At 64.9% G+C, this 14,944-nt stretch carries 15 protein-coding genes; 9 read left to right on the top strand and 6 right to left on the bottom strand.

Going from position 1 to position 14,944, the window contains the following annotated elements:
• Positions 1 to 1,814 precede the first annotated feature (1,814 nt).
• The 3 genes from NVV90_RS09180 (at position 1,815) to NVV90_RS09170 (ending at position 6,319) form a co-directional block, all read left to right on the top strand.
• On the top strand, positions 1,815 to 2,657 hold the full coding sequence (locus tag NVV90_RS09180) for an NAD(P)-dependent oxidoreductase (protein ID WP_258440835.1): 843 nt from the start codon (positions 1,815 to 1,817) through the stop codon (positions 2,655 to 2,657).
• A gap of 701 nt (positions 2,658 to 3,358) precedes the next feature.
• Positions 3,359 to 4,840, top strand: a complete 1,482-nt coding sequence (locus NVV90_RS09175) for an amidohydrolase family protein (RefSeq protein ID WP_258440834.1) — start codon at positions 3,359 to 3,361, stop codon at positions 4,838 to 4,840.
• Positions 4,841 to 5,902: 1,062 nt separating this feature from the next.
• Complete coding sequence (locus tag NVV90_RS09170) at positions 5,903 to 6,319, top strand: spore germination protein GerW family protein (protein ID WP_258440833.1); 417 nt, start codon at positions 5,903 to 5,905, stop codon at positions 6,317 to 6,319.
• A gap of 27 nt (positions 6,320 to 6,346) precedes the next feature.
• Here the strand turns inward: NVV90_RS09170 and NVV90_RS09165 are convergent, their stop codons facing one another.
• The 4 genes from NVV90_RS09165 to NVV90_RS09150 are packed head-to-tail and all read right to left on the bottom strand — an operon-like array spanning position 6,347 to position 7,698.
• Positions 6,347 to 6,514, bottom strand: coding sequence for a hypothetical protein (locus NVV90_RS09165; protein ID WP_258440832.1), 168 nt, complete (start codon positions 6,512 to 6,514; stop codon positions 6,347 to 6,349).
• Positions 6,511 to 6,675, bottom strand: a complete 165-nt coding sequence (locus NVV90_RS09160) for an FAD-dependent oxidoreductase (protein WP_258440831.1) — start codon at positions 6,673 to 6,675, stop codon at positions 6,511 to 6,513. The genes NVV90_RS09165 and NVV90_RS09160 overlap by 4 nt, the downstream gene beginning before the upstream one ends.
• Before the next feature lie 5 nt (positions 6,676 to 6,680).
• On the bottom strand, positions 6,681 to 7,550 hold the full coding sequence (locus tag NVV90_RS09155; RefSeq protein WP_258441123.1) for an AraC family transcriptional regulator: 870 nt from the start codon (positions 7,548 to 7,550) through the stop codon (positions 6,681 to 6,683).
• Entirely contained in the window at positions 7,474 to 7,698 is a 225-nt protein-coding gene (locus NVV90_RS09150; protein ID WP_258440830.1) for a hypothetical protein, read from the bottom strand. The genes NVV90_RS09155 and NVV90_RS09150 overlap by 77 nt, the downstream gene beginning before the upstream one ends.
• A 122-nt stretch (positions 7,699 to 7,820) precedes the next feature.
• Between NVV90_RS09150 and NVV90_RS09145 the strand changes: the two genes are divergently transcribed.
• Positions 7,821 to 8,123, top strand: a complete 303-nt coding sequence (locus NVV90_RS09145; protein WP_258440829.1) for a DUF4242 domain-containing protein — start codon at positions 7,821 to 7,823, stop codon at positions 8,121 to 8,123.
• 114 nt (positions 8,124 to 8,237) lie between these two features.
• Positions 8,238 to 9,056, top strand: coding sequence for a methyltransferase domain-containing protein (locus NVV90_RS09140; RefSeq protein WP_258440828.1), 819 nt, complete (start codon positions 8,238 to 8,240; stop codon positions 9,054 to 9,056).
• Between the two features lie 241 nt (positions 9,057 to 9,297).
• Here NVV90_RS09140 and NVV90_RS09135 read toward each other — a convergent pair whose 3' ends face one another.
• Positions 9,298 to 9,969 (bottom strand): metalloregulator ArsR/SmtB family transcription factor, encoded by a 672-nt coding sequence (locus NVV90_RS09135; protein WP_258440827.1) that lies wholly within the window; start codon positions 9,967 to 9,969, stop codon positions 9,298 to 9,300.
• 104 nt (positions 9,970 to 10,073) lie between these two features.
• Between NVV90_RS09135 and NVV90_RS09130 the strand changes: the two genes are divergently transcribed.
• Positions 10,074 to 11,366, top strand: a complete 1,293-nt coding sequence (locus tag NVV90_RS09130) for a rhodanese-like domain-containing protein (protein ID WP_258440826.1) — start codon at positions 10,074 to 10,076, stop codon at positions 11,364 to 11,366.
• On the top strand, positions 11,363 to 12,646 hold the full coding sequence (locus tag NVV90_RS09125; RefSeq protein WP_258440825.1) for an MFS transporter: 1,284 nt from the start codon (positions 11,363 to 11,365) through the stop codon (positions 12,644 to 12,646). Before NVV90_RS09130 ends, NVV90_RS09125 begins: the two co-directional genes overlap by 4 nt.
• Before the next feature lie 65 nt (positions 12,647 to 12,711).
• Here NVV90_RS09125 and NVV90_RS09120 read toward each other — a convergent pair whose 3' ends face one another.
• Positions 12,712 to 13,395: a metalloregulator ArsR/SmtB family transcription factor gene (locus tag NVV90_RS09120; RefSeq protein ID WP_258440824.1), complete on the bottom strand. Its 684-nt coding sequence runs from the start codon at positions 13,393 to 13,395 to the stop codon at positions 12,712 to 12,714.
• A gap of 146 nt (positions 13,396 to 13,541) precedes the next feature.
• Here NVV90_RS09120 and NVV90_RS09115 point away from each other — a divergent pair, with 146 nt between their 5' ends.
• The gene (locus NVV90_RS09115) at positions 13,542 to 14,108 is read left to right on the top strand and encodes an OsmC family protein (RefSeq protein ID WP_258440823.1); all 567 of its coding nucleotides are present in this window, start codon (positions 13,542 to 13,544) and stop codon (positions 14,106 to 14,108) included.
• Between the two features lie 16 nt (positions 14,109 to 14,124).
• Complete coding sequence (locus NVV90_RS09110) at positions 14,125 to 14,922, top strand: methyltransferase domain-containing protein (protein ID WP_258440822.1); 798 nt, start codon at positions 14,125 to 14,127, stop codon at positions 14,920 to 14,922.
• The last annotated feature ends 22 nt before the right edge of the window (positions 14,923 to 14,944 follow it).

Genomic DNA, 14,944 nt, shown 5'->3' with positions numbered 1-14,944 from the left:
CATTGCGAGTTGCCCGGGGCCGACGCCTACGGCAACATAGGGTCAGGCACGGTCCAGGAGATGGCCGAATGGGTCGAGTATCTGACGGGTGCGGGCAAGTCTGTGGGTGCGGGACAGCGCCGATTCTGCCCGAGCCCGGTCAGTCGGTGGAAGGCCGGCCGGTCTGGTCAGTCCTCTGCGTCCATTCCGAGGATCGCGCGGCTCACAGCGCCTGGGTTTCGCGAAACTCCGACCGTACTCTGCCGTATGACGAGCTCGGGTTGCACGACTGCGAGTTGTTCCTGGCGGTCCGCACCGGCGATCTGTTGGAGAAGCAGATCCGCGTCCGGCGGCGGATCAACGGTTGGGGTTCCTGATGGGCACTGCGCAGTCATTGCAAATCGCCCTGGCAGGGTAGGGAGGCTATCTTCATCGATATTCCGCACCCTGGCGAGGCCGGGACAGGGATCCCGCCACTCAGAAGCCGGAGAACATTAAATCTGCGATGTTCACTATGTGTGTCTGGCCGCTGAGGTCGTGCACCGCGAAGAAGCCCAGCTGGTCCGGCGCTTGATCCACTGTTACGACGCCGATGGTCCCGATACGGACAAAGCAGCCTTCGGAGACGTATCGCCGCATGTGGCGGGAATGTGCGAGTGTGCGAGACATCATCTCAATCACCGATCCGATCTGGTATGTGAACGCTCACATGACTATTGTTAGCGCTAACAGATCAGATGTCAACGGTGGAGGGGCAGTATACCTGCTGGGAGGAGGAAGGCCCGCGTTCCGGGCCGCCGGACTATTCAACTGTGCCTGGCCCACCGCCCAACGCTGCGCTGAACGATACGCTGCGATGGGTGACGCGAGGCATTGACCGACCGGTCCTCACTCCGGCACCGGGCGGTGATCCGAACCCTCAGCAGTTTGTACAAGATCGTCCATCTGTGCTGGAAGCAACGGCTGGGACCGGCTCGTTGTCCCGCCAGGCGGACAGGACGGCGGCGCCGTCTGGGGTTTCGCCGCGTGAGATCGCGTCGCGGATGTGCTTTCAGAAAGTATTGCGTTACACCGAAAAAGGTGCGCAGCGGGGAACGGGGTGCCCTCCAGCGTCCTCTGCGAAGGACACCCCGCCGTGCCCGGCTACTGCTGGTTCAGCCATTCTTCGAAGCGGGTGTCAAAAATGGTCGCTTCATTACCGGGTAGCAGTTCGCGATCTTCGAGCAGGGCGTAGAAGTAGCGCGCGGTGGGGTCGGTGACGACCTCGCGGGGTCGCCTTGGAGCTGAGACCCTTGCGAATGAGCTCGTCGAGGCCGAGGTGCTCGGGACCGGCGACTTCGACGGTGGCGACTATGATGCGCCCGGGGGATTTTCTTCGCTCAAACAAGCCGCCAGCCCAAACGACGGTTGGCCGCTACAAACCGGGAGCTTCGTCCGCAAGATTATGAACGGCAGAGTTGGAGGTGGAAGAGCACGTACGCGGATGGTCCGTTCAGTGGATTACGACCATTGCCTTGCGATTCCAGCATCTTCATTCCCTGATCATTGCGGACGCTCTGCATACCGGCGGGAGCTCCGGACTGCCGAAGCGGCCCGAATGCGTCTGGAGAGTACGAACCCAGCCCATAGCTGGCATTGCCCGTTAGTTCCGGCAAAGTCGATGACGCTGCTGAGGCGCTTGCGCTCGTTTTCGTCGGGTTCCGGCGCGTGGGCGCGCATGATGGAGGTTGGATTCAACGCCGTTGGACCGGATCAGGCTTGTAGAGAGGCCTGACCTCAGTGGCCATACTGAAGGGGTTCAGTCCGAACCGCAGAAGCATATCGAGGGAGTATTGATGAGAATTGCAGTGACCGGTGGAAGCGGAAAGCTGGGGCGGCACGTGGTACGCCGGCTCACGGACGACCGGCATCACGTGTTGAACCTGGACCGTGCGGGCGAGAGGAGCCCTGGTCTGGTGATCGTGGACCTACGTGACTACGGCCAGGTGCTGGACGTGTTCATGGGGCTGGATGACCGGCATAGCGGCTTCGATGCCGTGGTGCATCTGGGTGCCATTCCCGCGCCCGGCATCGTCCCGGATGCTGCAACGTTTGAGAACAACATGCTCTCCACGTACAACGTGTTCCAGGCAGCCCGCCGGGCCGGCATCAAGAAGGTGGTTTACGCCTCCAGCGAGACAGTGTTGGGCCTGCCGTTCGATGTCGACCCTCCCTATATCCCGGTGGACGAGGAATACCCTGCCCGCCCGGAAAGCACGTATTCGTTGGTGAAGCATCTGGAGGAGCAGATGGCCGTCGAGCTGACGCGTTGGGACCCCGAGCTGAGCATTGTGGGGCTGCGCTTCTCCAATGTCATGGACGTGGAGGATTACGAACAGTTCCCGTCATTTGACGCCGATGCCAGGTTGCGTAAGTGGAACCTGTGGGGGTACATCGATGGCAGGGATGGCGCGCAGGCGGTGGCGCGGGCCCTCGAAAACGGCAAGCCCGGGTTCGATGCGTTCATCATCGCCAACGCGGACACAGTCATGAGCCGTTCCAGTGCCAGCCTGGCCGCAGAGGTCTTCCCCGGCGTGAACGTGACCAAGGAACTGGGCAAGCACGAGACCATGCTCTCCATCGACAAAGCCAAGCGGCTGCTTGGCTTCGAGCCCGAATACACCTGGCGCACTTCATAAGACTCGGTGAGGTTGGTTCAGCGTATTTGCGGTAAGCGACGATCAACAGGCCCCGCTCTTCATTGTTGAAGAGCACACGACAATGGACAGAACACCGTGGGTCTGCCAGAGTTCCAGCCCCTGCAAACACTGGGCTCCCCCGGAAACATGCGGAATTCGGCCCGATCCGACCTATTACGACCCAGTCCGAAGCCCAAAGTGTGCACATTGTGCACAGCCCCCCAAATCCTCCAACTCCGCGGTGTCCGCGAGTTCGGAGACCGTTGCATAGATGACTTTCTCAGGCTGGCCGGCGTCATTTCAGCGACCAGCCCGGTCACGCTGGGCTATGGGGGAAAGGCGCCTGGCGTCCGGCGAGCTGATTGAATCCAACCATGTTCCGTGGTCAGAGTGTCCGTTGTCCTCAACCGAGAGACTGGCCAGATCCAGTAAGTCATACCGCAACGGTATTGACGGGATCCTAGACGCCGTTCCCGGATCGATTCACGTCCCTACTAGGGACGGGTGCCACAGGATGCTCAGAGAAGGTGGGGCGGTTTGCCTGACCGGCTCCTCTGAGGTGCTGGGGCTGCTGAACTGGGCCCCGTAGGAGTGAGACTGGTCACTGGCAGGCTCGTTGTGGTTCAACCGGACGATGTCACCGGGTGCCGATTGTCGGAATGACCAATTGGCAGGCATCCGCAATCTGCCAAGCTGGCTCAATGCGCACACTTCTGAAGGGCGGACGGGTCATCGACCCCGGCACCGGAGACGACGACATCGGCGACCTCCTCATCGAGAACGGCCGTATAGTCGCGGCAGGGGCCCAGCTGTCCCCCGCCGAGACCGAGGGGGCCGCGGTCATCGACGTCAGCGGATGCATAGTCGGCCCGGGCTTCGTTGACCTCCACAGCCACGTTCATTCGATCGCCGGGCAGCGCCTGCAGGCGATGGACGGAGTGACAACGGCACTTGACCTCGAAGCTGGGCTGGCCCCCGTCACTGCGGCGATGGCCAATGCTGCCCGCGAGGGCCGCCCCCTCAACTACGGCTTTTCGGCCTCCTGGGCGCAGGCGCGCGCCTTTGCTCACCTAGGCGAGGCACCGGTCGCCGATGTGCACAACGCGCTCGGCTTACTCGCCAAGCCAGAGTGGCAGCGCAGTTCGAGCCCGCGTGAGTTGAACACCTGGCTCGCGCAGCTCGAGACAGAGATCGCAGACGGCGCTCTCGGAATCGGCATCCTGCTCGGCTATGCGCCGCGCACCGCTCCGGCGGAGTTCCTTGCGGTCGCGCGTCTCGCGGCCGCAGCGAACGCTCCCACGTTCACCCACGTGCGTGAACTGATTGAGGCCGACCCGACGACACCGATCGACGGCTCTGCAGAGATCATGATTGCCGCCGCCGAGACCGGCGCGGCCATGCATCACTGCCACGTCAACAGCACCTCCCGCCGCCACATTGACCGTGTGCTCGGCATGCTCGAACGCTCTCAGGCCGAGGGAAACCGCGTCACCCTGGAGACCTACCCCTACGGCGCGGGTAGCACCGGGGTCGGCGCATTCTTCCTCGCTCCGGAACGTCTCGGCGCCTGGGGCATCAAGCCGAGCGATATCATGATCGTCAGCACCGGTGAACGGGTTGCGGATGCCGCGCGCCTGAGCGAGATTCGCCGGACAGACCCGGCCGCCGAATGCATAGTTGCGTTCCTCAGCGAAGAGGATCCGAGCGACCAGGCCCTGCTTCAGAGCGCCCTCGCCTTTCCCGATGCCATCGTCGCGAGCGATGCCATGCCCGTCGGGTGGGTCGGCGAGGTTCGCGAATCCCTTCAATGGCCGCTGCCGGCCGGCGGCGCCACCCACCCTCGCACGGCAGGAACGTTTGCCCGTTCGATTCGCATGATGGTGCGCGAGACCGGCGCCTGGAGCTGGCTCGAGGCGTTCCGGCGCTGTTCCTACTTGCCGGCGCGCGTTCTCGATGATGCAGCATCCGGCGCACGGACCAAGGGCCACATCGGTATCGGTGCAGACGCCGACATCGTCGTGATCGAGCCGGAGCGGTTCTCCGACACCGCAAGTTACCTCGATTCCACACGTCCGTCCGTCGGCGTGCGCCATCTCTTCGTCGGCGGTACAGCCGTCGTACGGGGCGGTCTCATGCTGACGGACGCGTTCCCCGGCCGCGCACTCAAGGGAGACCCCCGATGATGGAAACTTTCTTGCTCGGGATGCGCGGCCCGACGCATCTGAAGGCGAGCGCGCCACCGTATGCGATCGAACCAAGCTGCACATCAGTCTCGTCGTTTGCTACCAGTTTTTGGGTTGAATTGGGTTCGGAGGCCGTTCCTGTGAAGTACCGTCACCGTTGCCGGCCTGGGCAGCGGCCCTGGCTTCGCCTGGTGAACAGCGGCGGGGTAGCTCCCGGGCCATGCCCCGAACCAGATCAGCGCCGTTGGTGTCCAGGCAACGGTTAAGCGCTTCGACGGCAGGAGCTGGAACCGCGACCATGGCGGTCTTGCCACCCTTGCGCTGGATGCTCAGTGCGCGGTACCCGGCGTCGTGACTGTGCGCAGGTGAGTCCCTGCGTCGAACTGTGGTCCGCGTTCGCTCTCGGGCGGGTGACCGCGTGCACAGGACTGATGTGGGTGGCATCCTCAGCCATCGCGTACCGGTAGAAATGACAGTGCTGATGTAGTGGTATAGCTCCGGGCTGAACGCTTCGATCTCGGCCTTCCCTTTGTCCACTTGCTCGGGGCCTAGCTCCAGGAACGCGTCCGTGAAGTTGAGAGTGAAGAAGATTGCGGCGTAGTCCACGAAGGCCAGGCCAGCCAACGTCATGAGTGCGGCGCCTGTTCGGACGCGGGACTGCTGCCCTTGGGGTCTGGATGGTGGCCATGGCCACCACCTTCCCTTTCATATTCAAATAGATAATTGAAACAAGTTCCCTTGGCGACAGTCTTGTCAAGGGATGGACGCCCGGCCATGCACGTCCTTGTCAGATTTCTAACGTCCCTAAGGCGCCCCCTTCCACCGGGGACAGACACATCCGTCCTCTGGAAGCAAAAGGCCTCGCTCAGAAAATCCTTGACGAGGCCTGTTGGCGGGCTAGGCTCGGGAAGAACCGCAAAGAGTCGTGCAGCCACCCTTGAATTCCCCCAAAGTCACCGCCGTGGGATTCACCATTCCGAGCTCATCTTCCCCGAAACGTCCCACTTCGCTGCAGCCGCCCCTCATACTCAGCACCGCCGAGCGGACCCGCTAGGAGACCCTATGAACCATCCCGAGGAGACTACCGCGGCCCGTCAGGTCCCGGACCTCACCGCAGCACACGCCCCCACCATCCTTCTGGAGCGTCTGGCCGATAAGCTCGGCGCGAGGGCCTCAGTGGCCGCCGTCTACGGCGAGCCGATCACCGGCGCAGGCGTCACCGTCATCCCTGTCGCCCGCGTCGGCTTCGGGTTCGGCGGCGGCTCTGGCCGTGAGATCCGCTCCGACAAGACCGGCGAGGGCGGTGGGGGTGGAGGCGGCGTCGGGTCCTGGCCACTCGGCTTCATCGAGATCCGGGACGGGACTGCGACATACAAGCCGATCCGGCGCCACTGGACGGATGTCATCGTTCCATTGGCTGCACTAGCCGTAGCCCTCGCCCCGAAGATCATCCGCACACGGCGGAAACGACGCACCTAGCAGCGGAGTCCACACAAGTTCACGCCTCTACCCGGCCAAGCCGCTGTCCAACATCAAGGCAATCGTACGGTCCGGCGGCAGCTCCTCCCCCAAGTTCATGAAGCGGTCAGCGGTGCGCCTTGCTACCGCCGCCCCAGAGGCGACCATCACGTCGATGTCCAGAGCTGGACCGTCGACCGCCGGGACGTTGGTCACGGGAGCTTCTCGAGGATCCCGTCGGCAGCTCGACGGCCCGAGCGGATGGCACCGTCCACGCAGCTGTTCCAGACCGTGCAGGTCCCGTGGCTGCCGTAGGAACCGCAGGTGCGCTGAGGGTTGGCGCAGTCGCTTTTCGCCGCCAGGTCAGAGATCGGCACCAGGTCTACGCGTCAACGATCGGGTGACCTCCTTCCGACTGCGGTCCGCCCGGGCGGCCTGCGCGCCACAGGCTCGGCGATTGCCCGTGTACTCGTTTGAACGCCCGGCTGAACGCCTCCTCGGAGCCGTATCCGACGCGCCTGGCGATCGCTGCGACTGTGACTTCCGTGGTGGCGAGCAGATCGTGTGCGATGCGCATACGCCATTCGCTGACGTACCGGATCGGCGATAGTCCCAGAACGCTGCGAAAGCGATCATCCAGAGACGAGCGAGAGACCGAGGCTTCCACGGCGAGATCGGCGACCGTCCACTTGCGCTCGGGGGCCGTATGGATGGCCTTCATCGCAGGCGCGAGCAGCGGATCACGCAGCCCCGCGAGCCAGCCCCGCTCGGACGCGGGAGCGTTCGCGAGGTGCGCCCGCAAAACCTCGACGAGCAGCAACTCGGGCAGCTTGGTCGACTGAAGCCCCCCGCCCCGTCCTGACGACTCCTCGATGGCATAGTGGATGCTGGCGTCGAACCATGCCTGTGCTGGTCCGGGCGCCGGCCGGACCACGAACGCAGTGGGGAACGCTTTCAGGGCAGGATCGAACAGCGGATCCTCAGAATATAGGCAACCGCAGACGACGTCCGTTCTCGGACCGCCCCCGCCGTGACGGACGACCGGCATCTCGGTCCACGGAGGCGGGGAGACGACGCTGAGGATGGAGACGGGCTCGACAGGCTCCACCCCACCCATCAGGAACGCGTCGCCATACGGGAGCATGATCACCTCGCCGGCACTTGCCCAATACCGCTCACCGTCGGCGCGCGAAACCCAGCAGCGTCCGGACGCGACGACGTGGAAAAAGGATGAGCCGCTCCGCCCCGGGATGCATCACCGCAGCGAAGACCGGCCCGCCCTGGCCTTCCAAAGCCCAGCCCTCGGTGTACTCGGCGCGAAGGAAGATGGCGCCTTCGAGGCGCAAGCCCTCCAACGCTTCCTTGAGGGGCTCGACCGGAGCGCGCATCGGTTCGATCATCGCCCGGCAAACTCTGGCGTTTCGATCAACACTGCCGGTTTACCAGTCATGGCCAGGTGTCCCGCCTCGAGCTGATACTGCTTATAGCAAGTATGAACGTCAACAAAATGAAGAGTCCAGAGGTGCGAGATGTACGTAGACACACAGCATCGGTTCACGAACACGCCGGCGGCGTTCGCGCAGGCGAGAATCTGATCAAGAACGAAGGAGCGCCCCCCGGCGTGCACGGCCTGCAGTTCTACCCGGCTCGGGACCGCACCGGCGCGACGTGCCTCTGGGAGGATCCGTCGGTGGAGGCGATCCAACGGCACGTGGACACGACGCTCGGAGACTTCAGCGTCAACACGTGCTACGAGGTTGACGCGGCGCAGGCATTCATGCAGCAACCGTCGGGAATCCGCGAGTTCGCTGCGATCACCCCATAGAGCTTGCGTCAATCCACCACCAGGAAGGACCCAGAGGTCCTCCTCAGTGAATCACCGCTCGCAACAACAATGAAGAGCAAGCCGAGGAACGGTTTTGCGGAGAAGGAGAAAGCCATGAGCACATCGACCTCAGCGGTCTCGTTCAGACAATACGGCGGCAACGCGGCTGAGAACTACGACCGGTACTTCGTGCCGACCATCGGAACGCCATTCGCGACCGCACTGCTTGACACGGCCGGGCTGCAAGTTGGTGAGCGCGTCCTCGACATTGCGTGCGGCACAGGCGTCGTGACCCGTCTGGCAGCCCAGCAAGTAGGCCCAACGGGCGCCGTCGCCGGGCTTGACGTCAATCAGGCAATGCTGGCGGTTGCGCGGTCGGCCCCCTCGTCGGGCACCGCGATCGAGTGGCACGAAGCCAATGCCGAATCGCTGCCGCTTGCCGACGGCTCCTTCGATGTCGTGCTCAGTTCGCTCGGCCTGCAGTTCGTGGCCGACAAGGCGTCGGCGCTGCGCGAGATGCGGCGCGTTCTAGCTCCAGAAGGGCGCCTGGCCATTGCAACGGTCGGACCGACACCGCCGCTCTTCGCGATTCTCGAGGAGGCGCTCGGGCGCCACGTCAAGCCCGAGGTAGCCGCTTTCATACGAGCGGTGTTCTCGCTGTACGAACCACAGGAGCTCGAGAAGCTGACGAGCGGCGCCGGATTCCGCAACGCCGAGGTTCGGTCGAAGACTCTGTCGCTGACTCTGCCCGAGCCGAGGGAGTTTCTCTGGCAATACGTCCACAGCACCCCGTTGGCGGCGGCCGTCGCACAGATCGACGACGAGGCTCGCGCCGCGTTGGAGCACGATGTCGTGGCCGGATGGCGAACGTTCACGAAAGACGGGACCATCACGGACGACATCTGCATCGTCCTGACGACCGCACGGAAGTAGTTAGCCGTTGGACTCGATGTTGTCCGAAAAGCGGGTAACCGTGCCCACAGAGCCGGCGCGCTCTCTGGGTGGGGAGCTATTCTGCAGGACGTGCTGGCCTCAACAGCGTCAGCAACCGCGTGGTGGCGTCGCGCCGGTGGCGGCTGGGCTTCCTACCTCGCCCTCTGCTGACACTCCATAGCAGGGCCGGCCCTTCCAGAACTGTGGTCTCCCGAGATGGTCGAACCGGGCAGGGGCTTCGCTAGGAAGCTTCGACGGCCAGGCCACCGAGGCGCCATTCCAGCATTCCCTCGTGGAGCCGCCGGGCCTGACGTCCGGCGGCGTGCAGCAGGTCCACGGCTTCGTAGGCCAGGACGCAGTACGCGCCGCGGCAGTAGGCCACGATTTCCCGGTCCCCGGGCAGTTCGGAGAGCCGGCCGCTGAGTTCCTCCAGCGGGATGGAGATGGCTCCGGGGATGTGGGCGGCGCTGTATTCCTCGTCCGGGCGCACATCGAGGACCGTCACGGTTCCTGCCCGGGCGCGGGCCAGGAGTTCCTCGCGGGTAATTTCTTCCCCGCCTGCCCGGCCGGACCCCAGCCCCAGGTAAGCGACGCGTTTGGTTTCGACGTCGGCGACGTGCTCCTGCGCGACGGATCGGACCAGGCTGTAAAGCGCCAGAATGTCGGGGCCGGCAAGGTCGTAATGGATCCGGTTGCCGTCCCGCCGGGTGGTGACCAGTCCGCCCTGCCGAAGAGTCTGCAGGTGCGCCGAAGCAGTGCTCAGCCCCAGCCCTGCGGTGGAGGCGAGGGTTTCGACGCTCCGCTCCCCCTGGCTGAGCAGGTCCAGCAGCTCCAGCCGCTTGCCGTTGGCCAGGGCTTTGCCGACCCGGGCGAACTCCTCGAAGAGTTCCGATTTCCTGGTCTTGTCTCCCACTTGCTCCTCCAAAGATCCATGTAATACTGGAACAAATACTATTCCATGCTTTCGTGGAATTCCAGCGCACCGCCGAGCCTACCGCCCGACATGGAAGGCAAGCCATGGACTCCTTTAATCTGATCCCCGTCATGGACGAGGGACTGGGCAACTCGACCTACTTGCTGGACCTCGGTGACGGCCGCGCCCTCGTCATGGACCCCGAGCGGGACCTGCGGCAGGTTCGTGCCGAGGCCTCCCGGCGCGGGCTGAGCATCGCCTACGCTGTGGAAACCCATCTGCACGCCGATTTCATCTCCGGCGTCGCCGAACTCGCCGCGGTTGAGGGCGCGACCGTGCTGGCCCCCGAGGTCGGGCCCCGCAGCTTCGCCCACACCGGACTCGCCGACGGGCAACGTGTAGACATGGGCCGGTTCACCCTGCAGGCCCTGCACACGCCAGGACATTCCCCGGAGCACCTCTCCTACCTGCTGCTGGACGGCGGGGACCTGGCCGGGATTTTCACCGGAGGCTCCCTGATGGTGGGCACCGCCGGCCGCACCGACCTGGTCAGCCCGGACATGACGGTACCGCTGGCCCGGGCACAGTACCGGTCCCTGCAGCGGCTGATGGAATTCCCCGACAGCACCCCCGTATGGCCCACCCACGGGGCCGGTTCCTTCTGCTCCGCCGGCGGCAGCCGTGAGCGGATCACCACCATCGGCACCGAACGCGCCACCAACCCGCTGCTCCAGCTCGAGGGCGAAGACGCCTTCGTCGATGCCCTGCTGGGCAGCCTGGGCACCTTCCCCGACTATTTCCTCCGCCTGGGCGAAATCAACAAGGCCGGCCCGGCCATCCTGCACGGGGAGCCCCGACTGATGCCCCTGTCCGCGGCCGCCCTCGGGACGCTCATCGCCGACGGCGCGCAGGTCATTGACGCCCGCCGGCCGGCAAACTACGCCGCCGGCCACGTCCCCGGCTCCCTCTCGATCCCTTTCCGCCCGGCCTTCGCAACCTGGCTCGGATGGCTCGCCACCCCGGACCGGCCCGTGGTCATCGTCCGTTCCCCCGAGGGCACGGGCAACGTGGCCCTGCTCGAGCCCGGCGACATGATCGATCGGCTGCAGGAAGGGGACACGGTACTGGACATCCGCCAGAGCGGCGAGTATGCGGCCGGACATGTCCCGGGCGCGGTCAACATCGAACTCGGCTACCTCGCTGACAACCTCGCCGCTGTCCCTAAAGGTCCGGTCATCGTGATGTGCGGCCACGGCGAACGCGCCATGGGCGGGGCGAGCATCCTCGCCGGGTCCGGCCGCACCGGCATCGCAGTCTTCAACGGCGGACCCGGCGACTGGGCGAGAGCAGCCGGCAGCGACGTCGAAACCAGCCCGGATCTGGCCACGGCCGGATGAGCAAGCACGGAACCACCGGCAAAGCGGGCGCCCGGGAGACGATCACGCTGGGCCTGGGGCAGAACCTGGCCCAGTTCATGCTCCTGGTCGCCGTGAACGCCCTCGTCGGCGGCACCCTGGGCCAGGAACGCACGGTCCTGCCGCTGCTGGCCGGGCAGGTCTTTCACCTAGACCTCTACACGTCCGCGCTGACTTACATCCTGGCCTTCGGCTTGGCCAAGGCAGCCACCAACTACTTCGCCGGTACCCTCTCGGACCGCTACGGCCGCAAACCCGTGCTGATCACCGGCTGGCTCATCGCCCTGCCCGTCCCAGTCCTGCTGATCTTCGGGCCGTCCTGGGGCTGGATCGTCGCAGCCAACGTAATCCTGGGCATCAGCCAAGGGCTGACCTGGTCCACCACCATCATCATGAAAATGGACCTCGTCGGCCCGTCCAAGCGGGGCCTGGCCATGGGACTGAACGAGGCAGCAGGATACCTCGGCGTCGCCGCGACCGCCCTCGCCACCGGCTACATCGCCGCCAGCTACGGGCTGCAGCCCGGACCATTCCTGCTCGGCGCCGCCTATATCGCCCTGGGCCTCGGCCTCTCGGTCTTCGCCGTGAAGGAAACCCGGAGCCATGCCCGGATGGAGGCAGCCAACCACGTCTCCGCCCACTCCGACGCCCACCGGCAGCTGAGCAACCGGCAGATCTTCACCCTGACCAGCTTCCGGGACAAATCACTGTCCTCGGTCAGCCAGGCTGGCATGGTCAACAACCTCAACGACGGACTCGCCTGGGGACTCTTCCCCGTTCTGTTCGCCGCCGCCGGACTGACCATCGAAAAAATCGGCATCCTGGCCGCCGTCTACCCCGCCGTCTGGGGCGCCGGCCAACTGGCCACCGGGGCACTGTCGGACAAATACGGCCGCAAATGGCTGATCGTCGGCGGCATGCTGGTCCAGGCCGCCGCCCTGGCGATGATCGCCGTCGGCCACGACTTCGGGACCTGGCTGACCGCCGCCGTTTTCCTTGGCCTCGGAACGGCCATGGTCTACCCCACCCTCCTCGCCGCCATCGGCGACGTTGCCCACCCGCAATGGCGCGCACGCTCCATCGGGATCTACCGGCTATGGCGCGACGGCGGATTCGCCGTCGGCGCCCTGCTCTCCGGGATCATCGCCGACACCTATGGCATCCCCGCCGCAGTCGCCGTCGTCGCCGCCCTGACCGCCGCCTCCGGCATGCTCGTGGCCATCCGCATGCGCAGCACCGACCACAACCCCCCCGCGTCCTGACAGGACACAGCCCGGCTGACCGAAGCTGAGCGCGATTTCCCCGTCAGGTCTCCGCTTCGTGCGGGTTATCGCCCGGCAACCACACGCACGCCGGCCTCGACAGCCAGGCCGGCAGCAGCCCATTCGGGATACCCGCCTTCGAGCCTGGCCGCGGGAACACCGTGCTCGTGGAGCATCCTCACCGCTTCGTCGGCGAACACGCAGTACTGGCCGCGGCAGTAGGCGACGACCGTCCGGTCCCCTGGCAGGTCCTTCAGCCTTCCGGCCAGGTCCTTGACGGGCACAGAGACCGCGCCCGGGATGTGGCCTGAGCGGAATTCCGGCTCGGGCCGGACATCGATCACAACCACGTCTCCGGCAGCCATCCGCAGGCCCAGTTCGGCCCGGGTCAGGGTGTCCAAGGCCGACCTGTCCCCGAGGTATGCGTCCGCGAGTTCATCGAGCCGTGCGACGTGCTCAGAAGCCACCTCGCGGACAGCCGACCACAAGCGGATGACCACAGGGCCGCTGACCCGGTAATAGATCCGCGTCCCTTCGCGACGGGTGTGCACCAGACCCGTCCGCAGGAGCTGCTGCAGATGCTGGGAAGTGTTCGCGATGCTCTGCCCGATTTCCTCCGCGATCTCCTCCACGGCCCGTTCACCTTGGGCCAGAACGTCCACGATCTCGGCACGCCGCCCACTGCCGAGCACCTTTGCCACCGAGGCAAACGCATCAAACAGCGCATCTTTTGCGGCCCTGTCGCTCACGTCGACCCCTCCCATTCGTATTCAAGTAACTACTTGACAAGATACGCCTGCCGGGTGTTTTATTCAATTATTCAAGCGTTTACTTGAATATAGGCATCCGGGATCCTGCCGGGATCCCCGAGACAACCAGAATGAGGCGAATTGCGATGGCAACTACAGCGACCATCCGCAACGGCATCGATGTCGACCGTCTGCTCGACACGATCCATGGGATCCAGGCGGATCCCGCCCAAGGCAGCTTTACCTTCAAGGCATCCAGCACCTGGCGCGACGGCACCCACAACACCGGGCAAATCCTCGGATTCACACACGCCGGCCAGCCCGACACCTCCCGCTCCGGGAATTTCACGCTTGAAGGGGACGAACCGCCCGTACTCCTGGGGAACAACGCCGGTCCCAACGCCGTTGAGCTGCTCCTGCAGGCGCTGGGCTTCTGCTACGCGGTAGGCTATGCCGCCAACGCCGCGGCCCAGGGCATCGAGCTCAGCAGCCTGGAGTTCGAAGTGGAGGGCGACATCGATGTCCGGCGCTTCCTCGGAGTGGACGGTCCCAGGGCCGGATTCACCGCCATCCGCGCGCACGCCCGGGTCTCCAGCCCGAACGGCACCCCGGAGCAGCTTCGGTCACTGTGCCAGTACGTCCAGGACACCTCACCTGTCCGCGACAGCCTGGCCAATCCGGTTCCGGTCGAAACCACCCTCGAAATCGCCTGACGGAACGGCAAGAGCCATGGACCTGACAACAGTTGCCGTTGACCGAAGCGAGCTCGAGGCCAAGGTCAAGGAGGTCTACCGTGCGGTGGCGCAAAACCCCGAGGGCAAGTACCACTTCAGGATGGGACGCGGACTGGCGGAACATCTGGGCTACCCGCACAGGCTGCTCGACGCCGTCCCTGAAGGCGCCGTCCGGTCCTTTGCCGGCGTCGGATACTTCTTCGATCTGGCCGACCTCAAACCCGGGGAAAGAGTCCTGGACCTGGGTTCAGGGTCGGGGATGGACGTCTTCACCGCTGCCCTTGAAGTGGGCGACGGCGGGCAGGTGGTAGGCCTGGACATGACCGAGCCCCAGCTGGAGAAGGCCGAAAGCCTCCGGAAGAAGGCCGGCATGCCCCAGGTCACCTTTGTCAAAGGACACATCGAGGACCTCCCGTTCGCGGACGCAAGCTTCGACTGCGTCATCTCCAACGGCGCCATCAATCTATCCCCGGACAAAGCCGCGGTGTTCCGTGAGGCGGCACGGGTGCTGCGGCCCGGAGGGCGGCTCGCCATCGCCGACATCGTCACCGAAAAACCGCTCACCCCCCAGATTGTGTGCAGCACCGATCTGTGGGCCGCCTGCATCGGCGGCGCCGCCCAGGCGGACACGTACCGGGAGACGATCACCGGCAACGGGTTCAGCCTTGAACAAGCCAGGAGAAACAACTACGAATTCCTCTCCGACAGCGCCCGGGCCGCGACCGTGAAATACGGCGTCATGAGCCTGTCCTTCCTCGCGCGCACCAGCAACGAGTCCACCCAGACGGAGTGAACCGGGGTTTCGCACGCGCCGG

The organism is Arthrobacter sp. CJ23 (assembly GCF_024741795.1).
Taxonomy (GTDB): Bacteria; Actinomycetota; Actinomycetes; order Actinomycetales; family Micrococcaceae; genus Arthrobacter.
This window is presented reverse-complemented; position numbering and strand designations above follow the sequence as displayed.